Below are 14,094 nucleotides of genomic sequence, written 5' to 3'. Positions count from 1 at the left end.
GCGAAGGTAGCCTGCCTAGCCGGGTTTGCTCAACGCGGGTTGTGGAGGGAACACCCGTAGATGAGTGACCACCCCTTTTACCCTCGCGACGTCTTCCATTGAGCGTGCGTAAGTCCGTGACACGTCGCCAAGGCAGGCGCGGCGGATAGTTTCAGTTCGGCGTCATACAAGTGCACTGCACCTCACTTCATCGTGGCCGTTTGCGAAAGCGATTGTCCGCTTGCGACGCGGCACAATCAGGATACGTGCGCAGCTTGGCTTCCCAGTAATTGCGCCATTAAATTTGTGGCTTTTATGACGAGCTTTTACTCGTCATCTCTTTGTTTTTTTACTATTATCTTTCATCTGCGCACTCAAGGAAGAGAGGCTGAGCGCCTTGAGGCTGGTAGAAAATTCATACTCGATCATTGAACGAGTTATTGCTTTTACCCAGAACCTAACGACTCAGCCAACCATAAATACCTCTTGGTGAAACCGATGGATAAAATGTGTGGCATCGTTGTAGTGGTAGGACTTGCCCTCGCGGGATGCGCTACGAAAACCCCAGAAAAACCTGAAGTGGCTCCTCCACCTGCCGTCGTTCAGCAATCACCCTCTGAAGTCGCACCTTCGACACCAGCACACTCGCCTGCGGGATATGAGGCTGTACCTGCGAGCGCCAGCACTGACGCCCCAATCGCCACCTCTGCGAAGGCCGCTCAGGCAGAATCAGAAACAAACCTTAACCAAAATCGCGCTGAGCAATGCCGTAAAGAAATCGATGTTTTAAAGCTTTATAACAAAGCGTCTTACGCTAAATACGAGGCGGAATACCAAGCCATTGCGGTCAAGACTGCCAAGTACATGGAAGTCAAAGACTCATTAGGTCCTGATTTGAACTACATGGTTATGCCCGCTTATCAATTTCAAATTCGCGAATTCTGCTTCCGGGTTAAAACTCGTCTGTCGGAGCTTGTGCTTCGCCAAGCCAAATAATGATTCCACGTCAGGGTAGGTCTTTTGCCGGTTAAGAAGCGCTGAAAAAGACTTCCCTCTCTGGTGAAATACTTGCCTCACGCGAATCGAACGGTTAAGCGCCGATGAAGCAGGCTGCCTTCGCCGATGCCGGCTAGGCTGGCGAACATCAGCAGGCCCGCCGCGAGCGCTTCTTGGTCTAGAAATTGGTCTAGAAAGGTCAGGTGGTGCCCCGGAAGGGTTTGATTGCCTTGAGGGTGCTGCAGTATCCGAAAGGTGGAGATGATCTGCGGCGTATCGGTTTATCGATCAGTCGGGAAGGCAGTCGACCTCGATTAACTGCGCTCCTCAGTCGCAAATCGTTGCCGCTTTATCCGGTACATCTCCCCATCTGCATGACTCAGCAATGTATCCGCATCCTCCCCATCCCCCGGATAAAACGCCACGCCAACACTGCAGGACGGCATCTTCACCCCGCCAAACTCAGCCCCCAGCGGCTCAGCCATGACCGCAAGTATTTGCGCCACTTTCCCGGCAACCGCATCCGGTGATTGGATATCCGTGATCATCACCGTGAATTCATCGCCGCCCATCCGGGCTACCAGGTCGGTCTCGCGCACGCAGCGCTCCAGTCGTCGTGCAATCACGCAGAGCACGCGATCACCCATGGCATGACCATGCACGTCATTGATGCCCTTGAAGTCATTGATGTCCAAGAACAGTAACGCGAGCGTGTGGTTGTGACTGCGTGCGGTTTGCAGGGCGTGGTCCAACCGAGCATTGAACAGTGAGCGGTTGGTGAGGGCGGTCAGCGGATCATGGTGGGCGAGGAAGCGTAGTTCCTCCTCGGCCTGGGTGAGCGCGGTGATGTCTCGCGCGACACCAATTCGCGCACCGACCTCTTGGGACCAGAAGGCCGCCCACAGGATGTGCACGACGCTGCCATCCTTGCGGAGGTAACGGTTGCGGAAGTCGACATGGGGTTGCCCGTTCATGACCCGGACAATGGAGGCGCGGGTGCGCGCCAGGTCTTCAGGGTGCATGTAGTGAGTGATCAGGGTGCCTGTCAGCTCTTGCGCACGGTAGCCGAGCAGTGCCTCGCAGGCATCGCTCACGAAGACAATCTGGTTTTCGCCATCGACGACGAAGACCGTATCCAGCATCAAGTGGATCAGTTTTGGATACAGAGCTTGCAGGTCAACGGGCATGGGGCGTCGGGCGTCCGGTTCAGATGGCCTGATCATAGCCCTATCATGAAGGGGGCGGCGGGCAGTCCGGCAAATTTTTAATGCCGTTCATGCCCGTCGAGCCCCGGTTTATTAATGGCGCTTGTTCTTATGTTTGTGCTTATTGTTGCCTCTGTGCTTTTTGCCGTCCGATCGATGACCGCTCTCATCATCCGCCAGGTTGTTGCCGAGCGCGCCACCTGCAGCACCGCCGAGACCAGCACCGATAGTTGAGCCGGTTGTGCCGCCGAGGCGATTGCCTATGAGCGATCCACCAGCAGACCCAACCCCACCCCCTATAGCGGCTTCTGCCCTATTGCCTTTCTGAGCACCGACGGCTCCACCGGCGGCACCCCCCAAGCCTGCGCCTACTGCAGCGCCCGTCGAGCCGCCAAGCTGCTGGCCTACGATATTGCCAAGTGCACCACCAACGCCGCCTCCGAGAGCGGCTGTACCGTCTCCGGCAGCCATCGCTCCTTGCGAAATCATCACGCCTAAAACCAGGGCGGGTAGTGTCATTTTCATTTTTGAACCTCTATGGGTTGTCAGCAGGCGCTCATGGGTTAAAGCACGCCTGGCATTAGGATTGAAACAAACGGTCGAAGTTCTTAAGGGGGCAATGTCCAGGCTCAAATGGTTGTAACAAGGTGTGCCGCAATAAATTCAGTCGCTTGGTCGAGAGCTAGAGCCGCGAGCCTATACAAACACGCAAAAACAATCAGGCATCTGTGGTGCTTTTGGGGTGCTGGTTGTTCACCGTGATTGTCGGAACGTATGATCACCACGTGCGCCTTACCTGGGCGCTGAGATTCACCCCCTTTTGAAGGACATGAGCATGCAAAAGCACTTCGGTCATTCAGGCCTGTTCAAGGCTGCTTCGTATCTGTGCAGCGAAACCCTCAGCAATGGCATCGCCAACTGGGAGTTGAAAAACAGTGCGTTGAATACGAAGGAGTTTTTGATATGTCCAAAGAATTACTCGGAGTTTCTGCTCTAGGGTTGATGGTTATCGGCGAGTTTTGTGCAATCTACAGTGAGGTGGTAACCGCCAGGCTGGCTCAAGCCGGTGACGGCTCGTGGCAGGGGTTCGTTATGCCGGTGGCCGTGATGTGCTTCGCCGGGCTTTGCCTGTTGGGTGCCTATTGGCTGGGGTATCTGGCGGTCGGTGACATCTGGGTAGTCACGGTGGTTTCAGTCACCTCGTTATTGTTGCTGGAGCCTGTGGTGATCTGGGCGCTGTTCCATGAAATCCCCGGGCGAGGCGCATTGATCGGCTTTTGCCTGGGCGCCTTGGGCATGCTCGCCACGGTCTTGCTGTAGGTGCACGTTCTGGCCCGACAGAAGGATGTCGGGCCGGTTCACCCGTGTGTCACAGGCAATACCTTCTACCGCCGCGCCTGCGGTTGAGTTTTAAAGCGGTAATACTTAGCTCAGCAAAAAAGCTGTGCCACCGAAAGCAGGCAAATTACCTGAACAACCATTTGTGCTCGAATTGGATGTTTCATTGCCGTCACCCTCAAGTACAGCTGCTGGTGAGTATGCCGTGGGCGATGTAGGCAACCGTGTCAGGCCGTTAAAAGGTTGAAATGCCACCCTGAATCGCCGACAACACACGCAACTGTTACAAGCAGTATAGACCCTGAAAAAAATATTCGTCACGGATACGTCTTTTCGCCGTCCCGGCGGTCTCTGCTTACAACTATCTCCCCACCAGCATTGCACTTTTTGGGATTTCTCGGCTCTATCCTTGTCCCAGCCCCGCCGATCCCCGCGTGGGCAGATGAACCAGATCGGGTGCCGATGGATCGCACGTTTACTTGTTTGCACATTCGACGGATGCGCCGGCCCTTGCTGCTGGCCGCCGCGTTAATGCTCTGTGCCAGCGGTTGCAGCCAGCAACAGGGCCGGGATATCGCCAAGCAGTTCAGCAATGGCAAACCCGATGAGTTCTTCCAGACCAGTGTCGATCGCATGGCAACGCTGGGCATGCGTGACAATCTGCAAAGCCTGTATTTGCTGATGAATAAGCTCTATCTGCGAAACCCCAGCCAGTGGCGTCAGTCGGGTTACCCGGACGCTGTGAGCGCGGCCCGCGAGATTCGCCAGGCTATCGAGCAACGTCGAACCCTTCCGGCGCTGGGGGAGCGTCGTGACCTGGCGGCACTGAGTTACTCCTTGAGCCCTGAATTCAAAGGTGACCGGGTCGGGGCGTTTATCTATGCCATCGGCAGCATGATCGTGACCGCTCACGGTGGCCGTACCGAGTTCTACATCACTGACGCGATCAATCCTGAATTCGTCAGCAACGCCGCGCGTAACATCGAGAAGGCCACCTGGCTGCTGAGCAAGCGCCAGGATGCGAATGGCGTGCTGTTGTTGTTTTCCAATGAGATCTCGGAGGAGGGCAGCAACCTCAGTTTCGCGGTGGAGTTCGGCAAGATTGTTGCGCGCCTCGATTTGCTGACCCAGATGCTCGATGAGCGCTATCGACGCATAGGCCTCAACTACGCCCAGAGCTTATTGCTGATGAATTTCCTGCCCGTGCAATGACCGTTTGACGGGCACGCGACAACGTCTGCAAAGCACTTGAACCTGTGGCCCTTATTGAGTGATCGGTGCGGTATTTCTCTTTCTTCTGTAGGACGCGGCCTATCTTGCTTCCCTGTGCTTGAAACACCCTGCGGTCATCAATAGCCTCGGATTTTTCCGAAAAATGGAGGCCATGCACCATGGGTAAGCTAAAAACGGTTTGGCCTACGGATCGCGAAATACGTTTGCGCTTTATCCTGTTTGCCGTGATCGATGTAGCGAGTGTCCAGGGTGTTTCCTCCGAGTTATTACTGCCCGCACACAAACTGCTGCGTGAATCGCCGACGCAGATGCAATTGCTCGATGCGTTGAGCGAGATCCTGGCGGCGGATGAGATGTACGGTTTCCGCCTCCCGCCAGGGTCGGAAGCGGAGGAACTGATGCAAACGTTGAAGGAAACTGAACGCTAGCTACGCCCGGTTAGATCGTTTATTTCCATAAGATAGGTCGAGATTGCGCAATCGAATATCCATCGCGTCGGTCTGTCTCGTTTGACAGTCATGAAATACGTAATAGCGCCGAAATACTCGTTATCACAACGTTTGCAGCTGTTTTCTTCAACTAAGTTTCCCTGCGAACATCCATTCCTGCTGCTCTGCCGCCGTCTTGCGCCACCGCCTGGCGTCTCTAGAATCGGCCCCAGAACTTACTCATTTCCTGTCGATTACGGAGTTTCGAAGATGATGAACGCCATGCAGATGCCGATGAACAGCGCCATGCCAATGATGCCGATGATGGGCATGCCGATGATGATGGCCACCATGAAATGCGAAATGGCTGCGGACGCCATGATGTGCACCATGAAGCCGGCTGCCGGCATGGACATGGCTCAGTTCAAGACCAACGCCGAAATGATGGCGATGATGATGAACTGTGGCATGCCGATGATGATGCAGTGCGCCAACATGTCGATGATGTGCCTGTCGGCCGACGCCATGGCCATGATGACCGGCATGAACATGATGCCCATGATGGGCATGCCGATGCCGATGATGAAGTGCGTGATGGAATGCACCCTGATGGGCGACAGCATGATGTGCAAAATGATGCCGATGCCGGGCATGAGCATGGCCATGATGGAAAACTGCTGCATGCTCATGAACAAAATGATGAACGACTGCGCCATGCCGATGATGATGAGCTGCAACGGCATGCCGATGATGTGCTGCACCTGCTGATAGGTCCCGCACAAGAAAACGCCCCGATTATTCGGGGCGTTTTGCATGTCAATCCAGGCGTTCGGGGTAGGTGATCACCAGAAACGCCACGGCCTCGCTGTCTGCCGGGTTGCGGTAGCGGTGGGGCTGGTCGGCGTAGAACAGGATCGAGTCGCCGGTGGGAAGCAGGTAACGCTCGTCGTTGACGCTGACTTCCAACACGCCTTGGGCCACTACCAGGTTTTCCTGGATGCCGGGGCCGTGGCCTTCGGAAATCTCCTCGCCCAGCGCTCGCAGGCGGATCTCGTAGAACTCGGATTGACGCGCGGTATCGTAGGGGAACAAGGCACGGCTGATAAACCCGCCATCGGCACTGACCAGGCGCTTACTTTGTCGCGCCGGCAGCACTTCCACCCCCTCAAAGGCACGGTCTTCCAGGAACGCCGCCACTGACACCTTCAAGCCCTTGGCAATCTTGCACAGCACCTTGATCGACGGCACGCTGCGCCCGGATTCGATCTGCGCGAGCATCGCCCGGCTCACGCCGCAGACCCGCGCTAATCCATCCAGGGACAAGTGCCGTTTGCTGCGCAAGCGTTGCAGGTTGTGGGCCACGCACAGGCTGATCACATCATCATCAGGGCTGGGCTTGGGCAGCGGTTCAGGCGGTTCGGGGAGCACGTGCAGGAAATTCATCGGCCTTACGCCCGGCGAGTATCGCTGGACGGAGCGGCTTGAGCGGTAAACACCGCCAGCCCGGCACGCGCGGCGTACATCGCCCACATCAACTCGGCTGCTGCACGCGCCTGGCGGCGTTTACGGTGGAGCGTGAAGTCGATGAGGGTGGCGGATGTCTGCATGGGTGCGGTCTCGTAGTACGTGGGTGACTCAGTGGCTCCACAGTAATGCTTGGCGGTTATTCCGTTAAATACTGAGTTTGCATGTGGTAATTCGATTTAGGACTTAGCAAATAATCCACGTCTGACGCTGTTGTGGGAAAGGTCTGGTCCGTTAATAAGGAGTGACCTGGCGGGCGTCCCTGTCTTCCCACCACGTGCCCCCCGAATTCCAAGGACCCGCCCCATGCTGTTGCGCCACCCTCCGTTCCTGTTTGCCGCCCTGACACTAAGCTCAATGGTGCACGCCGAAGGCCTGCAATTGGCCCCGGTCGAAGTCACCAGCAGCGAAGCCAGCGCCGGCGAAGTGGCCCAGGCGCAGCTCAAGAGCGTGCCCGGTGCGACCAACTACATCGACATGGACAGCGTGCAGCAGGGACGGGTGAGCACCAACGAAGACGTGTTCAAGTACCAGGCCGGGGTGTACGCCAAGGCGGCGAATAACGAAGGGGTGAAACTCTCGATTCGCGGATCGGGCCTGAACCGCAGCCCGGGTTCCCATGCCTCCGGCTTGTACGAAATGTTCGACGGCCTGCCGCTGACCGGCCCCGGCGGCACGCCCTATGAGCTGAAAGACCCGCTGTGGCAAAGCCGGGTCGAAGTGCTGCGCGGCGCCAACGGTTTCGACCAGGGCGCCCTGGCTCTTGGTGGCGCGGTCAACTATGTGACGCGCACGGGTTACGACGCGCCCAAGCTGCAATTACGCTATGAAGCGGGCAGCAAAGGCTATATGCAGCGCGAGATCAGTTCGGGCCAGGTGCTGGGGGATGCCGATTACTACATCAGCCTCACTGACTCCGAGTCCGACGGCTACCAGCACCAGAGCGCCGGCACCGGCAAAGGTGTAGCGGCCAACTTCGGCTACCGTTTCAACCCGGACCTGGAAACCCGCTTCTATTTCCGCTACCGCGAAACCACCAACGACACCCCCGGCAAACTCACGCGCAACCAGATCAGCCACGACCCGCGCGCGGCCAACAGCCTCAACGCCGCGCGCGATTCCAAACGCCTGCAACCGGGCTCTACCTGGATCGCCAACAAGACCACGTTGCAGCTGGATGACAATGCCCGGGTCGAAGTCGGGCTCGCCTACCACGACTACCCGATGGACCTGCGCGAAGGCACCAACCGCCTGAAAGTCGCCTACACCGATATCAGCAGCACCCTCAACTACATCCGCCAGGACACGCTGTTCGGTCACGACAGCAAAACCACGGTGGGTCTGCGCACCACCCAGGCGATGCCCAACAACGGCGCCTCGGAATATGTGCGTACGCCGGCAGGCAACACGGCAACCTACGCCCCCGGCACCAAGACTCGCGACTACAGCTACCTGGGCTCCGATACCGTGTTGCATATCGGCAACGACCTGGAGCTGATCCCTGACCTGTGGCTGACCACCGGCCTGGCCGCGATCTACACCCGTCGCGAGACCCAGGTCACCTATCCCGAAGGCCAGGCACCGCTTAGCCAGCATGACTGGGACTACGCGCCGCGTGTCGGCCTGCGTTATGACATCACCCCGCAACTGCAGGTGTACGGCAACCTGAGTCGTTCGGTCGAACCCCCACACGCCTGGTCGATGATTTGGGGTTCCAACAAATACTTCCCCGCCGGCAGTGGAGCGGCTACCGGCTTGCAGCGCGAAGGCGTGAGTCTGAAAAACCAGACCGCTACCACCCTGGAAATCGGCGGGCGCGGTGAAGCGTGGCTCGGCCAGTGGGACCTGGCGCTGTACCGTTCGCAAGTGCGCCACGAATTGCTCACCGTGGAAACCCAGGCCCAGACCTCCACCAGCAATGCCATCGTCGCCGAATCCAACGCCAGCCCCACCGTGCACCAGGGCGTGGAACTCAGCCTGCTCAGCCCGTTGTGGGAGGGCGGCCGCAGCGGCCAGCTCGCCCTGCGCCAGGCTTACACCTTCAGCGACTTCCACTACCGTGACGATGACCGCTTTGGCGACAACACCTTGCCGGGCATCCCCAAGCACTACTACCAGGCGCAACTGCGCTACAGCCACCCGACGGGCTTCTACACCAGCCTCAACACCGAGCATTCCTCAAAGGTGGCGGTGGACTACGCCAACTCCTACTACGCCGCGTCCTACACACTCCTCGGCGCCACCTTCGGCTACGACGCGCCCAAGCAGGACTGGCAAGCCTGGGTCGACCTGCGCAACCTGACCAACCGGCGCTACGCCAATACCGTCACACCGGGTTATGACGACAAGGGGCTGGATGTTGCACGCTCCACACCGGCGGATGGCCGTGGCATCTACACCGGCGTGTCCTGGAGCTGGCGCTGACAGAACACGCCCCATTCCCTGTGGGAGATGTCGAGCTTCAGCGAGGCTTCGAAAGCGGTGGCACTGCTGGCAGATGGGCTGGCAGACCCACCGCCATCGGGAGCAAGCCCCCTCCCACAGTAGATCTGAGTCAGAGGCAGAAAATGTTCGGCTAAAGCTCTACCTAACACCCCCATCCCCTGTGGGAGATGTCGAGCTCTAGCGAGGCTTCGAAAGCGGCGGCACTGCTGGTAGATGGGCTGGCAGACCCACCGCCATCGGGAGCAAGCCCCCTCCCACAGTAGATCTGAGTCATCAGGCAGAAAATGTTCGGCTACAGCTCTACCAAACACCCCCATCCCCTGTGGGAGATGTCGAGCTTCAGCGAGGCTTCGAAAGCGGTGGCACTGCTGGCAGATGGGCTGGCAGACGCACCGCCATCGGGAGCAAGCCCCCTCCCACAGTAGATCTGAGTCATCAGGCAGAAAATGTTCGGCTACAGCTCTACCAAACACCCCCATTCCCTGTGGGAGATGTCGAGCTCTAGCGAGGCTTCGAAAGCGGCGGCACTGTTGGTAGATGGGCTGGCAGACCCACCGCCATCGGGAGCAAGCCCCCTCCCACAGTAGATTTGAGTCAGCAGGCAGAAAGTGTTCGGCTACAGCTCTACCAAACATCCCCATTCCCTGTGGGAGATGTCGAGCTTCAGCGAGGCTTCGAAGGCGGCGGCACTGCTGGTAGACATGGCGACTGACGCACCGTCATCGGGAGCAAGCCCCCTCCCACAGTAGACCTGAGTCAGCAGGCAGAAAGTGTTCGGCTAAAGCTCTACCTAACACCCCCATTCCCTGTGGGAGATGTCGAGCTTCAGCGAGGCTTCGAAGGCGGTGGCACTGCTGGCAGACATGGCGACTGACGCACCGTCATCGGGAGCAAGCCCCCTCCCACAGTAGACCTGAGTCAGCAGGCAGAAAGTGTTCGGCTACAGCTCTACCAAACACCCCCATTCCCTGTGGGAGATGTCGAGCTTCAGCGAGGCTTCGAAAGCGGCGGCACTGTTGGTAGATGGGCTGGCAGACCCACCGCCATCGGGAGCAAGCCCCCTCCCACAGTAGATCTGAGTCAGCAGGCAGAAAGTGTTCGGCTACAGCTCTACCAAACACCCCCATTCCCTGTGGGAGATGTCGAGCTTCAGCGAGGCTTCGAAAGCGGTGGCACTGCTGGCAGATGGGCTGGCTGACCCACCGCCATCGGGAGCAAGCCCCCTCCCACAGTAGACCTGAGTCAGCAGGCAGAAAGTGTTCGGCTACAGCTCTACCAAACACCCCCATTCCCTGTGGGAGATGTCGAGCTTCAGCGAGGCTTCGAAAGCGGTGGCACTGCTGGCAGATGGGCTGGCAGACGCACCGCCATCGGGAGCAAGCCCCCTCCCACAGTAGATCTGAGTCATCAGGCAGAAAATGTTCGGCTACAGCTCTACCAAACACCCCCATTCCCTGTGGGAGATGCCGAGCTCTAGCGAGGCTTCGAAAGCGGCGGCACTGCTGGCAGATATACCGACTGACCCACCTCCATCAGCGGTAAGCCCCTTGCCCCCTCTCTGTTTTACTGGCATTGTTCGCGCAATTGGTAACACTTCCCATTTGAGAAATTTTTGCGCATGCATGACATTCCGGCCGCGCTGGGCGACTCCGTCCGGCAGCAGACCCTTACGGCGATGTACAGCGAGCACCACGGCTGGTTGCACGGCTGGCTGCGCAAGAAACTCGGGTGCTCCCAGCATGCCGCCGACCTGGCCCACGACGCGTTCATCCGCGTACTGATGCTGGCCGAACCGCAAAACATCAAGGAACCTCGCGCCTTCCTGGCCACTACGGCAGGGCGGTTGTTGATCGACGGCGCCCGTCGCCGCCGCATCGAAAAGGCCTACATGGAAGCCCTGGTGATCCAGTGCGCAGACGCCGGCATGCCCGACCCGGCCGCGATTCATGTGGCGTTGCAAGCCCTGGAACGCATCGCCGAGATGCTCGCCGGCCTGCCTGCCAAGGCCCGCGAAGCGTTCCTGCTGAGTCGCCTCGATGGCCTGACCTACAGCGAAATCGCCACGCGCTTGGACGTGTCCTCCAGCACCGTCAAAAACTACATCTCCAGCGCCTTGGTGCATTGCTACCACAGCCTGCACCCGGCAGACCCGCTGGTATGAGCACCGAACAGATTATCCAGCAAGCGGCGCAGTGGCTCACCCGCCTGCACGACGAAGACGTCACCGACGCTGATCGCCAGGCGTTCAACGCCTGGTGCCAGGCCGACCCACGTCACACCGTGGCCATCGAACGTATGAGTGCGGTGTGGGGCAGCTTAGATACATTGCCGGTCAAGCCCGCGCGCATTGCCCTGAGCCGTGCATTCACCCCGCACCGTCCGCGTGGCGCACGGGCGGTGGGCTTGCTCGGCGTCGTGCTATGCGGTTGGCTGGGCCTGCAACACCTGCCAATCTGGATGGCCGACCAGCGCACCGGCGTCGGCGAGCGCCGACAGATCGCCCTTGAGGACGGCAGCCAGTTGCAGCTCAACAGCAATTCGGCGGTGGACGTGAAATTCGACGGCCATCAACGCGTGATCGAACTGCTGCAAGGCGAGCTCTGGGTAGACGTGGCGAAGGATGCGCAACGGCCCTTTGTGGTCCGCACCGACCAAGGCACGGCCACTGCGCTGGGCACGCGTTATCTGGTCAAACGTGCGGCAGATGGCACCACTGTGGTCACGGTGATCGAGTCCACGGTAGCGGTCAAAGGCGACGCCACCGATGGGGTCAAGGTCATGGCTGGCCAGCGCTCGGTCCTCGACCACGGCCGCGCCCAGCCACCGCAAGCCCTCAACGATGCCGATCCCGACGCCTGGACCCGTGGCCTGCTCAAGGTCAACGACCAACCCCTGAGCGACGTGCTGCAAACCCTCGCCAGTTACCGTCACGGCATGCTGCGCTTTGACCCCCACGCCCTGCAAAACCTGCGGGTTTCCGGCGTGTTCAAGCTCGACGACACAGCCGCGGCGCTGTCGTCCCTGGCGGATAACCTGCCGATCCAGGTGGAGTACTTCACCGACCTGCTGGTGGTGGTCAAGCCGCGTTAGTGCTGGCGCAGGCGCTTGTACAGGGTATTGCGGCTTACCCCCAGCTCCCGCGCCAGGTGGGAAATATTCCCGCCGACGGCCTTCAAACGCTGGTTCAGGTCGATGCTGTCATCCAGGTATTCACTGGCAGGCAGCGGCGATTCCACGTTCAAATCCACAAAAAAATCATCCGGCAGATGCTCCGGGCGGATCGGATGTTCTTCAGCCATCGCCAGCGCGACCTGCAACACGCTGCTCACTTGGCGTAAATTCCCCGGCCACGGATGCTGCTCGAACAGCGCCAGTACCTCGGCGCTCAGGCCCGCCCACTGGGTCGGCTCACGGTGTTGCTGCCACAGTTGCTGGAACAGCGCCCGTTTGTCGGTGCGCTCGCGCAACGGCGGCAGCTCCAGGGTCAGGCCGCCGATGCGGTAGTACAAATCCTCACGAAAACGCCCGGCCTGCACCAGCTCGCGCAGCGCGCGGTTGGTGGCCGAGATGATGCGCAAGTCCACCGGGAACAACTCGCTGCTGCCCACCGGCTGCACGCAACGTTCCTGCAATACCCGCAGCAAGCGAGCCTGGGTAGGCAGCGGCATATCGCCGATCTCGTCGAGAAACAGCGTGCCTTTATCGGCCTTGCGGATCAGGCCGATGCTGCCTTTTTGATTGGCGCCGGTGAACGCGCCTTTTTCGTAGCCGAACAGTTCCGACTCCACCAGCTCGGCCGGAATCGCCGCACAGTTCACCGCGATAAACGCCTTCTGGCTGCGCGAGCTGGCCTGGTGCAGGGCCTTGACGAACACTTCCTTGCCCACGCCGGTTTCACCGTGGATCAGCAGCGGGATGTCTTTCTCCAGCAGGCGTTCAGCCTGGCGCACGGCTTTCTCCACGCGCACATCGCCGAAGTGTAAGGTCTTCAGGCCAATGGAGGCGGGCTTAGGCGGTGTCGGCTCCGTGAACACGCGCGCCTGCACCGGCACCTGCTTGGGCCGCCGCAACAGGCACTGGAACCGATTACGTCCCGCCGCTTGCAAGGAAAAGGGCAGCCCTTCCGGCTGGTTCAACAACTCCAGCAGCGACACCTTGAACAAACTGTCGATCATCACCCGCGACAGGCTGATGCCCAGCAGGTTGTCGGCACGCCGGTTGGCCGACAGCACTTGGCCGCTCTCATCAAAGATCAGCAGGCCGGCCCACTGGCTGTCGAGGTTGCTCAGGCCGGTGTTGAAGGTCAGTTGGAAGTGTTCGCCGCGAAACAGGTTGAGGATCAGCCGGTTCTCCACGGTCTGGCTCATCATCTTGACCATGCCCAGGGTGTGGGAGGGCGGCAGGTAGCTGTCGCTGGACACGTCCAGCACCGCGATGATCTCGCGCTGGGCGTCAAAGATCGGCGCCGCCGAGCCGGTCATGAAGCGGTTGGCCTTCAGAAAGTGTTCATCGTGTTCGATATGCACCGCCTGGGCACACGCCAGTGCGGTGCCGATGGCATTGGTGCCGCTGGAGCGTTCCCTCCAGCTGGCGCCGGGGTTGAAGCCACGCGCCAGCTTGGGTTCGATAAACCGCTGGGTGCCCCAACTGGTCAGTACCTGGCCCTGATTGTCGGCCAGCATGATCAGGCAGTTGGAATTGCTGAGGATATTTTCGTAGTAGGGCAGCACTTCCTGGTGCGTGGTCTGCACCAGCGAGTGCTGGCTTTCCAGCAATTGGCTGATGCCCTCGGCGGGGAGCTGGTCGAAGCTGGGCGTGCTCTGGTGGTCCAGGCCAAAGGCGCGACAACGGCGCCAGGATTCCTGGATAAGGGTGTCGTGAGCCAGTGGTTCGGCCATGGGGTGACCTGCATTTTTATTGTTATTGGGCTTGCACAATCTACCTGA

13 protein-coding genes are annotated in these 14,094 nt (G+C 59.3%); 8 read left to right on the top strand and 5 right to left on the bottom strand.

All coding sequences use genetic code 11. The features are described 5' to 3' along the window. Window positions 1-477: 477 nt before the first annotated feature. Window positions 478-975: a hypothetical protein gene (locus ACI512_RS22690; RefSeq protein WP_224795926.1), complete on the top strand. Its 498-nt coding sequence runs from the start codon at window positions 478-480 to the stop codon at window positions 973-975. A 314-nt stretch (window positions 976-1,289) separates the two neighbouring features. Here ACI512_RS22690 and ACI512_RS22685 read toward each other — a convergent pair whose 3' ends face one another. Further along, window positions 1,290-2,162, bottom strand: a complete 873-nt coding sequence (locus tag ACI512_RS22685; RefSeq protein ID WP_405121352.1) for a diguanylate cyclase domain-containing protein — start codon at window positions 2,160-2,162, stop codon at window positions 1,290-1,292. Window positions 2,163-2,273: 111 nt separating this feature from the next. Next, the gene (locus ACI512_RS22680; protein WP_370636064.1) at window positions 2,274-2,669 is read right to left on the bottom strand and encodes a glycine zipper domain-containing protein; all 396 of its coding nucleotides are present in this window, start codon (window positions 2,667-2,669) and stop codon (window positions 2,274-2,276) included. Between the two features lie 513 nt (window positions 2,670-3,182). Here ACI512_RS22680 and ACI512_RS22675 point away from each other — a divergent pair. The 4 genes from ACI512_RS22675 to ACI512_RS22660 all read left to right on the top strand — a co-directional run bounded on the left by ACI512_RS22675 (window position 3,183) and on the right by ACI512_RS22660 (window position 5,947). Then, entirely contained in the window at window positions 3,183-3,500 is a 318-nt protein-coding gene (locus tag ACI512_RS22675) for a hypothetical protein (RefSeq protein WP_043205531.1), read from the top strand. A gap of 516 nt (window positions 3,501-4,016) precedes the next feature. Next, window positions 4,017-4,730, top strand: coding sequence for a hypothetical protein (locus ACI512_RS22670; protein ID WP_371916649.1), 714 nt, complete (start codon window positions 4,017-4,019; stop codon window positions 4,728-4,730). A gap of 179 nt (window positions 4,731-4,909) precedes the next feature. Next, complete coding sequence (locus ACI512_RS22665; protein ID WP_012724893.1) at window positions 4,910-5,179, top strand: hypothetical protein; 270 nt, start codon at window positions 4,910-4,912, stop codon at window positions 5,177-5,179. 270 nt (window positions 5,180-5,449) lie between these two features. Further along, window positions 5,450-5,947: a hypothetical protein gene (locus tag ACI512_RS22660; protein ID WP_163825850.1), complete on the top strand. Its 498-nt coding sequence runs from the start codon at window positions 5,450-5,452 to the stop codon at window positions 5,945-5,947. A gap of 48 nt (window positions 5,948-5,995) precedes the next feature. On the opposite strand, the gene ACI512_RS22655 is transcribed toward ACI512_RS22660, so the two are convergent. Both ACI512_RS22655 and ACI512_RS22650 read right to left on the bottom strand, forming a co-directional pair. Continuing rightward, window positions 5,996-6,622, bottom strand: coding sequence for a helix-turn-helix domain-containing protein (locus tag ACI512_RS22655; protein ID WP_236383677.1), 627 nt, complete (start codon window positions 6,620-6,622; stop codon window positions 5,996-5,998). 5 nt (window positions 6,623-6,627) lie between these two features. After that, on the bottom strand, window positions 6,628-6,786 hold the full coding sequence (locus tag ACI512_RS22650) for a hypothetical protein (protein ID WP_012724891.1): 159 nt from the start codon (window positions 6,784-6,786) through the stop codon (window positions 6,628-6,630). A gap of 223 nt (window positions 6,787-7,009) precedes the next feature. Between ACI512_RS22650 and ACI512_RS22645 the strand changes: the two genes are divergently transcribed. The 3 genes from ACI512_RS22645 to ACI512_RS22635 all read left to right on the top strand — a co-directional run bounded on the left by ACI512_RS22645 (window position 7,010) and on the right by ACI512_RS22635 (window position 12,238). Next, complete coding sequence (locus tag ACI512_RS22645; protein WP_236383676.1) at window positions 7,010-9,127, top strand: TonB-dependent receptor domain-containing protein; 2,118 nt, start codon at window positions 7,010-7,012, stop codon at window positions 9,125-9,127. Between the two features lie 1,639 nt (window positions 9,128-10,766). Next, window positions 10,767-11,309 (top strand): sigma-70 family RNA polymerase sigma factor, encoded by a 543-nt coding sequence (locus ACI512_RS22640; RefSeq protein WP_122811556.1) that lies wholly within the window; start codon window positions 10,767-10,769, stop codon window positions 11,307-11,309. After that, window positions 11,306-12,238 carry a FecR family protein gene (locus tag ACI512_RS22635; RefSeq protein WP_236382766.1) on the top strand — a complete coding sequence of 311 codons (933 nt, stop codon included), beginning with the start codon at window positions 11,306-11,308 and terminating at the stop codon, window positions 12,236-12,238. The genes ACI512_RS22640 and ACI512_RS22635 overlap by 4 nt, the downstream gene beginning before the upstream one ends. Here ACI512_RS22635 and ACI512_RS22630 read toward each other — a convergent pair. Further along, window positions 12,235-14,046 (bottom strand): sigma-54-dependent Fis family transcriptional regulator, encoded by a 1,812-nt coding sequence (locus ACI512_RS22630; protein WP_236382762.1) that lies wholly within the window; start codon window positions 14,044-14,046, stop codon window positions 12,235-12,237. The genes ACI512_RS22635 and ACI512_RS22630 overlap by 4 nt on opposite strands. Window positions 14,047-14,094 lie beyond the last annotated feature (48 nt).

Origin of the sequence: Pseudomonas petroselini, assembly GCF_045037875.1 — a bacterium.
In the GTDB taxonomy this organism is placed as follows: domain Bacteria; phylum Pseudomonadota; class Gammaproteobacteria; order Pseudomonadales; family Pseudomonadaceae; genus Aquipseudomonas; species Aquipseudomonas petroselini.
The sequence above is the reverse complement of the archived record's forward strand: the minus strand, read 5'-3'. Positions and strand labels throughout refer to the sequence as shown.

What these genes read in the sequence shown, in the direction of transcription:
- ACI512_RS22655 (WP_236383677.1), bottom strand. Translation starts at nt 6,622, where the DNA reads ATGAATTTCCTGCACGTGCTCCCCGAACCGCCTGAACCGCTGCCCAAG.
- ACI512_RS22660 (WP_163825850.1), top strand. Translation starts at nt 5,450, where the DNA reads ATGATGAACGCCATGCAGATGCCGATGAACAGCGCCATGCCAATGATG.
- ACI512_RS22645 (WP_236383676.1), top strand. Translation starts at nt 7,010, where the DNA reads ATGCTGTTGCGCCACCCTCCGTTCCTGTTTGCCGCCCTGACACTAAGC.
- ACI512_RS22665 (WP_012724893.1), top strand. Translation starts at nt 4,910, where the DNA reads ATGGGTAAGCTAAAAACGGTTTGGCCTACGGATCGCGAAATACGTTTG.
- ACI512_RS22690 (WP_224795926.1), top strand. Translation starts at nt 478, where the DNA reads ATGGATAAAATGTGTGGCATCGTTGTAGTGGTAGGACTTGCCCTCGCG.
- ACI512_RS22680 (WP_370636064.1), bottom strand. Translation starts at nt 2,669, where the DNA reads ATGATTTCGCAAGGAGCGATGGCTGCCGGAGACGGTACAGCCGCTCTC.
- ACI512_RS22675 (WP_043205531.1), top strand. Translation starts at nt 3,183, where the DNA reads ATGGTTATCGGCGAGTTTTGTGCAATCTACAGTGAGGTGGTAACCGCC.
- ACI512_RS22670 (WP_371916649.1), top strand. Translation starts at nt 4,017, where the DNA reads ATGCGCCGGCCCTTGCTGCTGGCCGCCGCGTTAATGCTCTGTGCCAGC.
- ACI512_RS22630 (WP_236382762.1), bottom strand. Translation starts at nt 14,046, where the DNA reads ATGGCCGAACCACTGGCTCACGACACCCTTATCCAGGAATCCTGGCGC.
- ACI512_RS22640 (WP_122811556.1), top strand. Translation starts at nt 10,767, where the DNA reads ATGCATGACATTCCGGCCGCGCTGGGCGACTCCGTCCGGCAGCAGACC.
- ACI512_RS22650 (WP_012724891.1), bottom strand. Translation starts at nt 6,786, where the DNA reads ATGCAGACATCCGCCACCCTCATCGACTTCACGCTCCACCGTAAACGC.
- ACI512_RS22685 (WP_405121352.1), bottom strand. Translation starts at nt 2,162, where the DNA reads ATGCCCGTTGACCTGCAAGCTCTGTATCCAAAACTGATCCACTTGATG.
- ACI512_RS22635 (WP_236382766.1), top strand. Translation starts at nt 11,306, where the DNA reads ATGAGCACCGAACAGATTATCCAGCAAGCGGCGCAGTGGCTCACCCGC.